Origin of the sequence: Christensenella timonensis (genome assembly GCF_900087015.1) — a bacterium.
Lineage (GTDB): Bacteria > Bacillota > Clostridia > Christensenellales > Christensenellaceae > Christensenella > Christensenella timonensis.
Genome location: NZ_FLKP01000002.1, coordinates 31,983 through 45,483, shown reverse-complemented (window position 1 = coordinate 45,483; position 13,501 = coordinate 31,983). Strand labels below are relative to the sequence as shown.

Annotated in this window: 12 protein-coding genes; all 12 read left to right on the top strand. The window is 52.9% G+C overall.

The features are described from left to right. The first annotated feature begins 39 nt into the window (after positions 1-39). The 12 genes from BN6471_RS01795 (at position 40) to BN6471_RS01740 (ending at position 13,501) form a co-directional block, all read left to right on the top strand. Complete coding sequence (locus BN6471_RS01795; protein WP_066644960.1) at positions 40-2,595, top strand: penicillin-binding transpeptidase domain-containing protein; 2,556 nt, start codon at positions 40-42, stop codon at positions 2,593-2,595. Positions 2,596-2,689: 94 nt separating this feature from the next. Beyond that, positions 2,690-3,394 (top strand): septum site-determining protein MinC, encoded by a 705-nt coding sequence (gene minC, locus BN6471_RS01790; protein WP_066644958.1) that lies wholly within the window; start codon positions 2,690-2,692, stop codon positions 3,392-3,394. Positions 3,395-3,450: 56 nt separating this feature from the next. Next, positions 3,451-4,242: a septum site-determining protein MinD gene (gene minD / locus BN6471_RS01785; RefSeq protein ID WP_066644956.1), complete on the top strand. Its 792-nt coding sequence runs from the start codon at positions 3,451-3,453 to the stop codon at positions 4,240-4,242. Between the two features lie 15 nt (positions 4,243-4,257). After that, the gene (gene minE, locus BN6471_RS01780; protein ID WP_066644951.1) at positions 4,258-4,545 is read left to right on the top strand and encodes a cell division topological specificity factor MinE; all 288 of its coding nucleotides are present in this window, start codon (positions 4,258-4,260) and stop codon (positions 4,543-4,545) included. Positions 4,546-4,622: 77 nt separating this feature from the next. Next, the gene (locus BN6471_RS01775; protein ID WP_066644950.1) at positions 4,623-5,810 is read left to right on the top strand and encodes an FtsW/RodA/SpoVE family cell cycle protein; all 1,188 of its coding nucleotides are present in this window, start codon (positions 4,623-4,625) and stop codon (positions 5,808-5,810) included. Between the two features lie 12 nt (positions 5,811-5,822). Next, positions 5,823-7,646 carry a TIGR03960 family B12-binding radical SAM protein gene (locus tag BN6471_RS01770; protein ID WP_066644945.1) on the top strand — a complete coding sequence of 608 codons (1,824 nt, stop codon included), beginning with the start codon at positions 5,823-5,825 and terminating at the stop codon, positions 7,644-7,646. Next, a complete protein-coding gene (locus tag BN6471_RS01765; protein ID WP_066644941.1) occupies positions 7,643-8,329 on the top strand; it encodes a TIGR03936 family radical SAM-associated protein in 687 nt (228 codons plus the stop codon). Before BN6471_RS01770 ends, BN6471_RS01765 begins: the two co-directional genes overlap by 4 nt. Before the next feature lie 35 nt (positions 8,330-8,364). Then, on the top strand, positions 8,365-9,894 hold the full coding sequence (locus tag BN6471_RS01760; RefSeq protein WP_066644939.1) for an Rne/Rng family ribonuclease: 1,530 nt from the start codon (positions 8,365-8,367) through the stop codon (positions 9,892-9,894). A 117-nt stretch (positions 9,895-10,011) separates the two neighbouring features. Continuing rightward, positions 10,012-10,680, top strand: coding sequence for a 50S ribosomal protein L21 (rplU, locus tag BN6471_RS13280; RefSeq protein WP_066644938.1), 669 nt, complete (start codon positions 10,012-10,014; stop codon positions 10,678-10,680). 35 nt (positions 10,681-10,715) lie between these two features. Next, positions 10,716-10,970 carry a 50S ribosomal protein L27 gene (gene rpmA, locus BN6471_RS01750; protein WP_066644937.1) on the top strand — a complete coding sequence of 85 codons (255 nt, stop codon included), beginning with the start codon at positions 10,716-10,718 and terminating at the stop codon, positions 10,968-10,970. Between the two features lie 96 nt (positions 10,971-11,066). Then, the gene (locus BN6471_RS01745) at positions 11,067-12,359 is read left to right on the top strand and encodes a ClC family H(+)/Cl(-) exchange transporter (RefSeq protein WP_066644935.1); all 1,293 of its coding nucleotides are present in this window, start codon (positions 11,067-11,069) and stop codon (positions 12,357-12,359) included. Positions 12,360-12,466: 107 nt separating this feature from the next. After that, positions 12,467-13,501, top strand: a complete 1,035-nt coding sequence (locus BN6471_RS01740) for a DUF2232 domain-containing protein (protein WP_066644933.1) — start codon at positions 12,467-12,469, stop codon at positions 13,499-13,501.

Genomic DNA, 13,501 nt, shown 5'->3' with positions numbered 1-13,501 from the left:
AAGATATCGCTTGTACCACGTAAGATATAAGAGGAGACCATGTTAAAAAAGTTAAAAAATAGATTTTTTATAAGTTTTACCGTTGTGGCATTGCTTTTTGTGATGCTGATGGTGGGCCTTGGAAACCTGACGCTCGTGCAGGGCGGTGCGCTCACAACGCAGTCGGAGGACAAGAAGGTCCGTACCCTTCCTTTAAAGGGGGCGCGCGGCCAGATCACCGACGCTACGGGGATTCCGCTTGCCTACGACCAGAGCAGTTATGACATTCAATTCACCAAGGATCCGTCCAAAAATACATCCACAGATAAAGCATATTATACCGATATATTGATTCGCGCGATCGCACTGATCGAAGAGAACGGAGGCAGTACGATCGATACGTTTTCCATCAAGCGGCAAGACGACGGCACGTTTGCGTTCGATTTTGGCGTGACGGATGTGGAGGCGTTTAGCAAGCGCGAATCGGATTGGCGTACGAATATGTTTGTGTCCAAAACGGCGACTCCGGACGTCATTTACCGAGACCTGCGCAGCAGGTACCGCATTCCCGAAGAATATACGTATGAACAGGCGCGTAAGCTGCTGTCTATCTGGCAGGAGGTACAGCTTTCGTCTTACGTTGCCTATGTCCCGGTCACGATCTGCAAAAATGTGGATATGAACCTGGTATCGGTGCTGGAGGGACATTCGGACGACCTGGAAGGGATCGAGATCGCCGAGAGCGCGACGCGTATCTACCCGAAGGACGACGTCATGGCCGTACTTCTCGGATACATGGGAAAAATGAATGACAACGAGACAGTGGCAGAATACAAGGCCAAAGGATATTCCCCGGACGACCTGATCGGTACGACGGGCCTCGAAAGTACGATGGAGCAATACCTGACGGGCAATTCCACCGAAAAACAGGGAACGCGCCAGGTGGAGGTCAACAGCAAGGGCAAGGTCATCCAGGAGCTTTCGTATACGCCGCCCAAGCAAGGGTACGACGTACGGCTGACGGTCGACCTGCAGCTGCAGATGGCTGCGGAAAAAGCGATCAAGGCAAATGTCGAAGAGGTTTACCAGAAGCAATACGACATGTACTATAATCCCACGACCGAAGAACAGGCCAAAAAGCGCGAGTCGTACGATACGGAACTTGATAAGCGTACCTTAAAAGAGGGACAGGAAACGAATTTCGACAAGCTGAACCTGGCAAAATCCGGCGCGCTTGTGGTGATGGACGCCAAGACGGGAGACGTGCTGGCCATGGCCAATTATCCGTCTTACGATGCGAACCTGTTTACGAACGGGATATCGACGGAAGCGATGGAAGAATTGAGCAACGACCCGGGCACGCCGCTTTTCAACAAGGCGATCTCCTCGAAGGGGATCCCGGGCTCTATCTTCAAACTGGTCACGGCGATGGGCGGCCTGATGGAGGGCGCGGTCACGCTGGATACGCACATCGACTGCCAGAAGGAATACACAAAGTATGTAAGCGAAAACTATATCGGCCATGTGCCGTCGTGCTGGATCAGCGAATATAACCTGTCCAAGCATGCGGGGCTTGATTTAGAGCTTGCGATCGCGCAAAGCTGCAACTACTTTTTCTATACGGTAGCGGACAACATGGGCATCGACAACGTCGTCAAATGGGGGGAGAATTTCGGCTTGACCAAGCCGACGAATATCGAACTCACGGGCGAGGCGGTCGGCCAGATCGGTAACCAGGATGTACTTTACGACCCGACAAAGCCGTTGAATGAACAGAAAACATCCCTTCCGTCGCTGGTGCGCTCGCAGATCATGGGTTATCTGGAAAATTACGGAACCGAACTGGGCGTGACCTATACGGAAGAGCAGATCACGGCAACAACGGATAAGCTGATGGCCCTTGTGGCGCCCGCCCTTGCGGAAGAAGGCAACCTTAAGCTGGGTGAGCAGATTACGACGGTGTTGTTTGAAGAACTCGATATTACAGCGAGAACGTCGAGGAACCGCGGTTGGCACAATGAGATCAACCAGTCTCTCCAACAGCTGAAATGGAATCCGAATGAAACGATTACAGCAGGGATCGGTACGAACTTTACGACGCTCACGCCGATCGCGGTAGCGCGGTACATCTCTTCGCTCGTCAATGGGGGAACGGTGTATAATGCACATATTGTCGACAGCGTGGTGGATCAGGACGGCAACGTGATCGAAGAAGTCCAGCCGGAGGTCTATAACCAGATCGACGCGCCGGAGGAGTATTTTGCCACGATCAAAAAGGGTATGCAGGACGTGGTAAGCGACGACGAATACGGCGGCGCGCGCGAGGCTTTCAAGAATGACGACGGGACGGACTGGAAGTACCTGAAGATGATCGGCGGCAAAACGGGAACGGGTCAGGTTTCGGAGATCGAGCTGGAGAACAACGCATGGTTCGTGGCCTTTGCGCCATACGATGATCCGCAGATCGTCGTAGTGTCTTATATCCCCAACGGGTACTCGGGCGCGAGCGCAGCGCCTGCCGCAAAAGACGTGATCGAATATTACCTGGACGGCTTGGAGGTAGAAGGAACACCGGAGACGGAATCTGTGCCTTCGGTGAACCAGATCGTGCTTTAAAAAGAATTTGCTATGGATTCTATATTCATGTATAATATATGGCGTGGTAATAGGTGAAAACAGCTTTCCCATAAGGGCGGCACGGAGGTTAGCAATGCAGAGTATCGTGACAATCAAAGGCAAAGAAGACGGACTGGAAATCTACCTGGACGAAAAGTCTACCTATCCTGTGCTGCGTGAAGAACTGATGGTGAAGCTCAAGAAGAACAAGGAGTTTTTCCGCGACAGCGACACAAAGGTCGTGATCCGCGGAAAGCAGATATCCGATGCGCAGCGCAGGGAAATCAAGCGTGTGTTTGTGATGGATTTTGGCATCCGCGATGTGCTCTTTGGGGACGAAGCGGACATGATGCGCGAAGCGGAGCTCAAGATCGAGCGCCCGGCGCCGGGGAACGGCAAGGCCCAAAGCATCAAGAAAAAGGATGAATATTTAGACGAGGTCGACCTTGTTTCCAATTCTTACTTTGACGCACAGTCGATCTTTATCAACAATACGATCCGCTCGGGGCAGAGGATCGAATGTGAGGGCGATATCGTGGTCATCGGGGATGTGAACCCCGGGGCGGAAGTGATCGCCGGGGGAAGCATTGCGGTATTCGGACGGCTTTCGGGCCTCGCGCATGCGGGCTGCTCGGGCAGGACGGACGTATGCGTGGCGGCGCTTAACATGTGCCCCAAGCAGCTGCGGCTTTCAGGCAGGGTCGTTACCTTCCCCAACGAAAGGGAGGACGTGGAGGACGCGGAAATCGCAGAGCTGAAGGAAGGCAAAGTGGTCATCCGCCCGGTCAGCCTGCGGTAGGATCAGGTATTCAATTCGGAATGATCATATATTATTAGTTTGGCGAGGGAAAATGAATGGAAAATGTGATTGTCATTACATCCGGTAAAGGCGGCGTAGGGAAAACAACTTCTACGGCAAACCTTGGAACCGGCCTTGCAATGCAGGGGAAAAAGGTCGTGCTTGTGGATACGGATATCGGCCTTAGGAACTTAGACGTGGTACTTGGGCTTGAAAACCGGATCGTATACGACCTGGTGGACGTGGTCGAAGGGACGTGCAAGTTAAAACAGGCATTGATCAAGGATAAACGCTACGAGGGATTATACCTTTTGCCCGCGGCGCAGACCAGGAACAAAATGGCCGTGACGCCCGAGCAGATGAAGGAATTGATCTCGGATCTGGAAAAAGAATTCGATTATGTGCTGATCGACTGTCCGGCAGGCATTGAGCGCGGGTTCAAAAATGCCGTAGCGGGCGCGAAATCGGCCATTGTTGTGACGGTACCGGAGGTCTCCTCCGTACGCGACGCAGACAGGATCATCGGGCTGCTGTCCGCGAGCGGTGTGGACGACGCGCGGCTGCTCATTAACCGCCTGCGCCCCGACCTTGTACGCAAAGGGGATATGCTGGCGATTGACGATACACTGGAAATTTTGGGGATAGACCTCATTGGCGTGATCCCGGAGGACGAAATGATCTTTCGCTCCTCGAACCTCGGCGAGCCGGCGGTTACGGACAATAATTCGCTTGCGGGGGAAGCATACCGCAACGTGACCAGGCGTATCATGGGCGAAGACGTGCCGATGCTCGATCTGGAGCAAAAATCTGGTTTCTTTGGCAAACTGAAGAGACTCTTCTCGAAATAACGGAGGGGTTTTGATATGGGATGGTTTTTTAATCGAAAGAAAAGCAGCCAGGTCGCAAAGGACAGGCTGAAGCTGGTTCTTATTTACGACCGGGCGGGCACGACGTCCAACGACGATATGATCGATATGATCAAGCGCGATATCATGCAGGTGATCTCCAAATATGTGGAGATCGACGAATCGGAATTCGCCATCGACTTCAAGAATGTACAGAATGAAGAGGAAGAAGGGATCTCATCGCAGCTTGCAATGAACATTCCGATCAAGAAAATCAAGCAGATGGTGAAAAACAGCGGCAGATAGCCTGCCTGCAAAATCGATACTGATGTCAAAAAAGCCCGCGCCTGCGTGCGCGGTCTTTTTGTAAACAAAGGGGAAATATGAAAGGTTCGATCATCAACAAAAACATGTGGAAGTTCGTGGACTGGCTGCTGGTGGTGATAATTTTCATCCTGGTGGGGTACAGCCTGCTTTCCATTATCAACGCAACGGCGAGCCCGTTTACCGGGGACGAGCAGGGCTTTGCGGAATTTTTTGCAAACCTTGATTTGAGTGCGGCGCTCTGGCAGCTCGTGTTCTTTGGGATCGGCCTTGTTTTGATGTTTTTGGTCATGCTGGTCGATTACCATACGCTTGCGCACCTGACGGACTGGATCTATTGGGCGGTGGTCGCGCTGTTGGTCGCGGTCTATTTCCTGGGCAGCAAGCAAAATGGAACGGTCGGCTGGTTCATGATCGGCAGCCGGGGCTTCCAGCCCGCCGAAGTATGTAAGATATTGATGATCATCGTGCTGGCCAAGCTGCTCTCCGATAAAACGGAAGGGAACGAAAACGGGATACAAAGCTTTAAGGATGTGTTCCCGGCCCTCTGGCGGCTGGCGATCCCGGTGGCATTGATCGTGATACAGCCGGACATGGGGACGGCGATGGTCTATGTCATCACCTTTGCCGTGATGCTGTTCATGGCCAAGACGAGCTGGAAGGTGTGGCTGATCCTGATCGGCATCGTGGGAGCCGCGGTCGGCATATATCTTGTATACATCGCGAACGATGCGGGAAATTACCAGTGGACGAGGATATTGGCGTTTTTCCGGCCGGAATCGGAGACCGTACAAAGCGCGGATGCCACATTGCAGATGGATCAGGCAAAGCTGGCCATCGGTTCGGGCGGATTCTTTGGAAAGGGTTTGTTTACGCCCGGTTCGCTTTCGCAACTGGGGTATGTGCCTTTCAGTAACAACGACTTTATTTTCGCCGTGACGGTGGAAGCGTTTGGCTTTTTGGGCGGACTGGTACTGATTATCTTATATTTCCTGCTGGTTTCGCGCACGTTTATGCTTTCGCTGCGTGCAAAGGACGATTTTGGGGCCTATATCATCATCGGCGTAGCGGCGATGACGCTGTTCCATGTGGTGGAAAACATCGGTATGAACATCGGGCTGCTGCCCGTTACGGGTATTCCGCTTCCGTTTTTCTCGTCGGGCGGTTCAAGCATGATCCTGAACTGCATCGCTTTTGGGTTCGTACTGAGTGTGGATATGCGCCGCCAGCGGTGGCAGGGACAATAGAAGGAGAACGGATTGAGTTTACTGGATAGGGTGGAAAAACCCGCGCGGTACACCGGCGGGGAACTGAATAGTGTCGTAAAAGATCCGGAAAAAATGGATGTAAATTTCGCACTGTGCTTTGCCGACACTTACGAAGTAGGGATGAGCCATCTCGGCCTTAATATTTTGTATGAAGTATTGAACGACATAGACGGCGTTTATGCGCAGCGTGCCTTTTGCCCATGGGTGGATATGCTCGGCGAAATGCGTAAGGGCGGGGAGGTGCTGCGCTCGCTGGAAACGGGGAAACCGCTTTGCGATTTTGATATCGTGGGCATCAATTTGTCCTACGAAATGTGTTATTCCAATGTGCTTGCGATGCTTGACCTGGGGGATATCCCGCTGCTTGCGCGGGAGCGCTGCGACAGCGACCCGCTCGTTCTGGGCGGCGGCGCGTGCGCCATTAACCCGGAGCCGGTCGCGGATTTTTTCGATTTGTTTGCGATCGGGGAATCGGAAGAGTTGGTGCGCGAGCTATGTGCGCTTTACGCAAAGCACAAAAGGCAGGGCTTTGTGCGGCATGCGTTTTTAAAGGAAGCGGCACGGATCGAGGGGATTTATGTACCGGCTTTTTACCATACCGAGTATAACGAAGATGGGACAGTCGCGGCGGTTGTGGCGCAAGAAGGCGTCCCGGCAGTGGTAAAAAAGCGTACCATCGACGATTTTGACAAGGAGCGTACGGTCAAAAGGCCGGTTCTCCCGTATATCAATACGGTACACGACCGCTGCGTACTGGAGATCATGCGCGGCTGCCCACGCGGCTGCCGGTTTTGCCAGGCGGGGTTTACCATGCGGCCGGTGCGCGAGCGGAAAGCGGAAACGGTAATGGAAAACGCCCGGGCAGTCATTGCATCGACGGGATACGACGAGATCTCGCTGTCGTCCCTGTCGTCCGGGGACTATTCGCAGATCGACGAGCTGGTGGGCGGACTGATCGACGAGTTTGCGCAGCAGCGGGTGTCCGTTTCCCTGCCCTCCCTGCGCATCGACAGCTTTGAAAAAGATTTTGCGAACCAGTTGCAGCAGGTGCGTAAAACGGGGTTGACCTTTGCGCCCGAGGCGGGAACGCAGCGCCTGCGGGATGTGATCAATAAAAATATCAGGCATGAGGATATCATCCGGACGGTGACGCGCGCGTTTTCGTCGGGCGTCAACACGGTCAAGCTGTATTTTATGATCGGGCTGCCGACGGAAACATACGAAGACCTTGACGGGATCGCGGGCCTGGTACGTGAAATACGCGAAGCATATTATACCGTACCCAAGGAATCGCGGCGCGGTATGATCGGGATCACGGTATCGGCATCGTGCTTTGTACCAAAGCCGTGCACGCCTTTCGTGTGGGAGGCGATGGACGATATCGAAACATTGCGGCAAAAGCAACAGTACCTGCGGGAGAAGCTGAAGATCAAGGGCGTGAAATTCAATTACCACGATGCACCCTTAAGTTTTTTGGAGGGCGTGTTTGCCCGCGGCGACCGCAGGCTTGCGCCGGTCTTGCTGGACGCGTACAAAAACGGCGCGGTATTCGACGCATGGCACGAACATTTTTCGTTTGAGCGCTATATGGAGGCCTTTGAAAAGGACGGGATCGATCCGGCGTTCTATGCCTGCCGCCGGCGCGACATGGGCGAGGCCATGCCCTTTGCGCACATCGACTTCGGCATTGACCCGGCATTTTTGAAAAGGGAACGTGCAAAGGCCTATGAAGGACAGGTGACGCCTGAATGCAGGATCGCGTGCAGCGCCTGCGGGCTTCAGAAAAGCTGTGGATTTGTGCAGGGAAAACGATGAGTGAAGAAACAAGAAAATATAAGATGATCATCAAATACAGCCGCCACGGCGCGGCAAAGTACATTTCGCACCTCGATATGCAGCGTGCGTTTGGCCGGGCGGTACGCAGGGCGCAGCTGCCCGCGGAGTATTCGCAGGGTTTCAACCCGCATATCGTCATGTCCTTTGCGTCCCCGCTTTCGGTAGGGTATGCGACAAATGGGGATTACCTAGAGGTCGGCCTGACGGAGCCTGTAGATACTCAGGAGGCAAAAGCGGCGCTCAATGCCGTGATGCCGCGTGATATCCGCATTTTGGATGTGCGCGATGCAGGGGAGCACGCGAAAAAACTGATGGCACAAAATTACAGCGCATGCTATTTTATACATTTTCATTTTGAAAATGAGCAGGATTGTGATAAAATAAAAGCTGTGGTTCGCGACCTTATGGAAAAGGATGTATGGCCGGCAGTCGACCGCCGCGGCAAGCAGCTTAATATCCGCCCGTTGGTACTCGATATGGCTACGGAGGACGGAAGGCGGGTAAGCGCTTTGCTGAAAAACGCGTCGGATGGCGCTCTGAACCCGGCTGTGCTTGCAAAAGCTCTGCTTTTAGCAGCGGACGCCGGGGCAGAGTACGATATCTGCAGGGAAGATTGTTTTGCACTGAAGGACGGCGAAATGAAGCCGTTTAGCATACTATAGTTTTGAAATTTTTATAGTTTAAGGAGCTTTTTTGAATGATCAAAAAAATCATAGCCGACGCGAACACGCATGAAGCGCGTGTCGCTTTGATGGAGGATAACGACTTGGTCGAGATCCTCGTTGAAATGCGTGGGAAAGAGCGCCTGGTCGGTAATATTTACAAGGGAAGGGTTGCCAATATCCTTCCGGGCATGCAGGCCGCGTTTGTGGATGTGGGCCTTGAGAAAAATGCATTTTTATATGCGGGGGATATCCTGTGCGACGAATCGGATTTTATTTTTGAAGGGTCGCAGGATAGTTCCAATGTCAAAAAGAAGCTCGAAGTCCCCAATATTAAAGAGCTGTTAAAACCCAACCAGGAAATCATGGTACAGGTATTAAAGCAGCCGGGCGGCAGCAAGGGTGCGCGCGTAACGACGCACATCACGCTTCCGGGGAGGCTTCTTGTCCTTATGCCCACAGTTGACCATGTGGGCGTCTCGCGCCGGATCGAGGACGAACAGAAACGCGAGCAGCTAAAGGAATTTATTGCGGGAGTCAAGCCTTCCAATATGGGGGTGATCGTCCGTACGGTCGCGGAGCAGGCTTCGGATGAAGAGATCGCTTCGGAGCTCAATTTCCTTGTGCGTTTATGGCAGAAGGTACAGGAGAAGGCGGACTTCGTGACGGCGCCGCGCCTGATCCATGCGGAAGAAACGTTGCTGTTCCGCACGGTACGGGATGTGTTTACGTCGGATGTTCAGGAGTTCATCATCAACGACAAGGACTATTATGAAAAGGTCATGGCAGTGGTGAACATCTTATCCCCCGGCATGGTGGACAGGCTCAAGCTGTTTGAAGAAGATGGGAATATTTTTGACTATTTCAATATAGAAGATAAGATCACCAAAGCGCTGCAGCGCAAGGTGTGGCTCAAGAACGGCTGTTACCTCGTGATCGACGAAACGGAAGCATTGACCGTCATCGACGTCAACACGGGCAAATACATCGGCGAAGACAATTTGCAGGATACGATCCTTCATGCAAATATTGAAGCGGCGGGCGAGATCGCGCGGCAGCTGCGCCTTCGTGACTTGAGCGGCATCATCGTGATCGATTTCATCGATATGGAAGACGAAGAAAACAAGCAGAAGGTCGTGGATGCGCTGAACGAGGCGCTAAAGCACGACAGGACAAAGTCCAATGTCCTGGGCATGACGGAGCTGGGGCTTGTGGAAATGACGCGTAAAAAGACGCGCCGCAAGCTGTCCGCGCTGACGCAAGCCACGTGCCCGTGCTGCGGCGGCAGTGGGATGGTTTACAACCTCGACAATATGGCGATGCGTGTGCGCAGGGAGATTATCCGTACGGTAGGCAGCGACGCACACGGGATGTATATCGTGGAAGTAAACGAACCGCTCGCGGAGTATATCGTGTCGCACAACAACTTAAACCAGGCGATCCTGCCGCATTATGAAAATGCGCATTTCTTCATCCGCGGCGTGAAAAACGCGCACCCGGAGCAGATCATCATCTCGCAGGTGACGGACAAGGGAGCGCTTTCCGGGACACAGGTTTTCTGTTGACAGGGGAAAGCCTTTGTGATAACATGTTTAATTGAGCCGCTCGCATAGGTATTTAACGCGTAAGCTTTAGGCTTGCGGGCCAAACGCGGCGAGACTGGGTAAGGGAGGTAAAGTGCGATGTATGCAATCATCAGGTCAGGCGGTAAGCAATATAAGGTTGAGCCGGGCATGGTTATCAAAGTGGAAAAGCTGGACGCCGAGGTAGGCAGCGAGGTAGCGTTTGAAGCGATGATGACGTCCGACGGCAAGAAAGTTGCCGTTGGCGATCCTGTTTTGACAGACGTTGCAGTCAAAGGAAAAGTGCTTGCGCAGGATAAAGAGAAAAAAGTTATTGTGTTCAAGTATAAAGCCAAAAAAGACTATCGTAAAAAACAGGGACACAGACAACCGTTCACAAAAGTAGAAATCACGCAGGTCGGCGATGAAAAAGCGACCGCTGCGCCCAAGGCGACAAAGACTGCGGCGGCAAAAGCGGAAACAGCAGAAAAAGCTGCTGCGAAAGGGCCTGCAGTAAAAGCGGAAACGGCGGAAAAGAAAGCTCCGGCTAAGAAAACTGCCGCTGCTGCAAAGCCGGCGGCGGAAAAGAAGCCCGCTGCAAAAGCTACAGCAGAGAAAAAGCCCGCTGCAAAGAAGCCTGCTGCAAAAGCGGATACGGCGGAAAAGAAAGCTCCGGCCAAGAAAACTGCTACTGCTGCAAAGGCAACCGCGGAAAAGAAGCCTGCTGCGAAGAAACCGGCTGCAAAGAAGCCCGCTGCTTCTGCAACGGACGACAAGAAGGCAGAGTAATTTGAGGGTAAACGTATAAAGCGAGGTGTTATGCAATGGCACATAAAAAAGGTGTAGGTAGTTCGAGAAACGGACGTGATTCCGAATCCAAACGCTTAGGCGTCAAGCGCGCAGATGGGCAGTATGTCCTCGCGGGCAATATCCTCGTGCGCCAGAGGGGCACGAAGATCCACCCGGGCAACAATGTTGGCCGCGGCGGTGACGATACACTGTTTGCTCTTACAAGCGGCATCGTGAAATTCGAGCGCAAGGGAAGAGACAAAAAACAGGTAAGCGTTTACGCGAACTAAACAAATTAAAAAGGACAGCACAGCTGAAAAGCGGTGCTGTTTTTTATATCCTGGAATATTTGTTTCCTGAGCTGGAAAAGAGGGTATACACTTAGCATGGAAAAACAGGGAGAAACGGCAAAAACGCAATACATCGTTATGAAAAGCCTCCTTGTGGGTGCGATCGCGGGCCTGGTCACCGTAGCCTTTCGCGTATGCGTGACGCAGGTTTTTTCCGCAGCGCAGAATTTGGTGACGCTTGCGCATACACAGGTATGGGCGGCGTTTCTTTGGTTTGCCGCCGTAGCGCTGGCGGCTTTTGCAGTCAGCCGGCTGTTAAAATGGGAGCCGATGATCACAGGCAGCGGGATCCCACAGCTTGAAGGAGAACTGAAGGGCATGTTTTCGCATAATCCCCTAAGGGTGCTTGTGGGGAAATTTGCAGGAGGGCTGCTTTCTTTGGGGGCAGGCTTGTCGCTCGGCAGGGAAGGCCCGTGTATACAAATGGGCGCGGCCGTGGGCAAAGGCTTTTCACGGCGCGGCAGCGGGGAAGAAAAAAACCTTCTGATGACAGGCGGCGGAGCTGCGGGACTGGCCGCTGCTTTTGGTGCGCCGCTTGCGGGGATATTGTTTGCGCTCGAAGAAGTGCACAAAAGCTTTTCCGCTAAAATATTATTCACATCCATCGCCGCCTGTGCGGCCTCCGGCGTGGTGACGCGCCTGTTGCTTGGGCCGGCGCCGATCTTTTCGATCCCTCTTACGCAGAGCGTTCCCTTAAGCGGGTATTGGCTGCTTGTCCTGCTCGGGGTCGCAGCGGGACTGATGGGTGTTTTTTACAATTTTGCCATTCAAAAAACACAGGATATGTATGAACGGATGAAAAAGATACCGCCTTCGTATCGCGTGGCCTTTCCTTTCGCGGCCTCGGCTATCCTGGCATTTTTGTTGCCGTCGATCCTCGGCGGCGGCGTGCCGCTGGTAGGAGATATGGCCGCAGGAAAATATGCGCTCCTGATTCTACTGTTGCTGCTTGCCGCAAAATTCGCCTTCTCGATGTTCAGCTTTTGTTCGGGGGTACCTGGGGGAATCTTGATGCCCATGATCGTGATGGGCGCGCTTCTGGGCAATGCGTTTGGCGTTTTTGGTACGGCGGTATTCGGGCTTCCGGCGGCCCTGACACAGAATTTCATGATTTTTGCGATGGCGGCGTTCTTTGGCGCGATCGTGCGCGCGCCGCTTACGGGCATTGTGCTCGTATGCGAAATGACGGCAGCATATGACCAGTTCCTCCCACTTATCATAACGACGCTCACCGCTTACCTCGTGGCGCGCCTTTTGCATGCGCGTCCCGTCTACGACCAGCTTTTAGACCACGACCTGTCGCTGATTTCCAACCGGAAAACAGCGTAGCCCTTCCTTCTGCCGGTGTTGACTATCCGGTCAAAAAAATATATGATAAAGAGTACACCTCGTTATTATGGGGAATTATGCTTTGAGCATGGCAAGAAGGTTTGAAAGTGGCAGACAATACGGAAGAAAAATACGAAAAATTGTGGTGTATGCTGGCTTGTATCGGCGCGGCGGTCGCCTTGATGGCGGCAGGCGCCCTCAGCAACTGGATCATCCTTGTCCTGGTCGCTTTGTTCGTCCCCATGGCATTTATCGTGGCCGGGGCACGGGCTTCCCAGGGGATCGGGATCCTAAGCGTCCTGGTGAGCGGCTTTTTGGTGTGGCTGTTTGCAGGGGCGGGGATCGCGCTCGTTATGATGGCCTGCTCGCTTCCCGTGACGATTGTGATGACGTACGTAATCAAAAAGCGCATGCCTTTTTATTACAGTACGCTGATCTCTTGTATTGCGCTGCTTGCTTCGCTGGGTATCCTCATTTTATTGGTACAATTGATTTACAAGACAGATTTGATGACGCTGCTTCTGGGTCATATCGAAAGTTTTTTGAATGCGAACCCGGAGTTCACCAAATTATATTATACGACCTATAATTCGCTTCTGAACGGCGGGGCACAACCGATCGATTTGTCGGCGGTATTAAGTACGCCCCTTGACGTGGCGGTTTCGGGCCTGATGCAGACGTTTACCGTCCAGTTGGCGATGCTCGTACCGCAGGCGGCGATGTTCTGTGTGGCGCTGTTTGGGCTGCTGAATTATGTGGTGCCGCGTGCGATCGTCAAAAAGCAGGGCGTTGCCGTGGGAACGGTTCCTACGTTTTCGCAGCTGGCGCTGCCTGCCAAATATGGTACGTGGTCTCTTATCGCACTGATCGTGGCCTTTTTGGGGATGTCGCTCGGCTGGCGCAATTTCAACCTGGTCTATGCCATTATCATGGGCTTTTTCAGCATCACCTACATGATACAGGGTATGGCGTTTACAGATTGGCTGCTGAAGAAAAAGATCAATTCCGCATCGGGCAGGATCGCGATCATTGTCATTATCTTCCTGATCTTGCAGCTGTTCGGCCTGAACATCTTCATGTGGATCGGCTTTTTCGAGCAGATCGTCAAGTTCCGAAAAAGGCAATGGATATCGCAGGGATAA

Coding starts and splice junctions, on each gene's coding strand:
- BN6471_RS01795 (WP_066644960.1), top strand. CDS start 40: ATGTTAAAAAAGTTAAAAAATAGATTTTTTATAAGTTTTACCGTTGTG.
- rplU (WP_066644938.1), top strand. CDS start 10,012: ATGTATGCAATCATCAGGTCAGGCGGTAAGCAATATAAGGTTGAGCCG.
- minC (WP_066644958.1), top strand. CDS start 2,690: ATGCAGAGTATCGTGACAATCAAAGGCAAAGAAGACGGACTGGAAATC.
- BN6471_RS01775 (WP_066644950.1), top strand. CDS start 4,623: ATGAAAGGTTCGATCATCAACAAAAACATGTGGAAGTTCGTGGACTGG.
- BN6471_RS01745 (WP_066644935.1), top strand. CDS start 11,067: ATGGAAAAACAGGGAGAAACGGCAAAAACGCAATACATCGTTATGAAA.
- rpmA (WP_066644937.1), top strand. CDS start 10,716: ATGGCACATAAAAAAGGTGTAGGTAGTTCGAGAAACGGACGTGATTCC.
- minD (WP_066644956.1), top strand. CDS start 3,451: ATGGAAAATGTGATTGTCATTACATCCGGTAAAGGCGGCGTAGGGAAA.
- BN6471_RS01765 (WP_066644941.1), top strand. CDS start 7,643: ATGAGTGAAGAAACAAGAAAATATAAGATGATCATCAAATACAGCCGC.
- minE (WP_066644951.1), top strand. CDS start 4,258: ATGGGATGGTTTTTTAATCGAAAGAAAAGCAGCCAGGTCGCAAAGGAC.
- BN6471_RS01760 (WP_066644939.1), top strand. CDS start 8,365: ATGATCAAAAAAATCATAGCCGACGCGAACACGCATGAAGCGCGTGTC.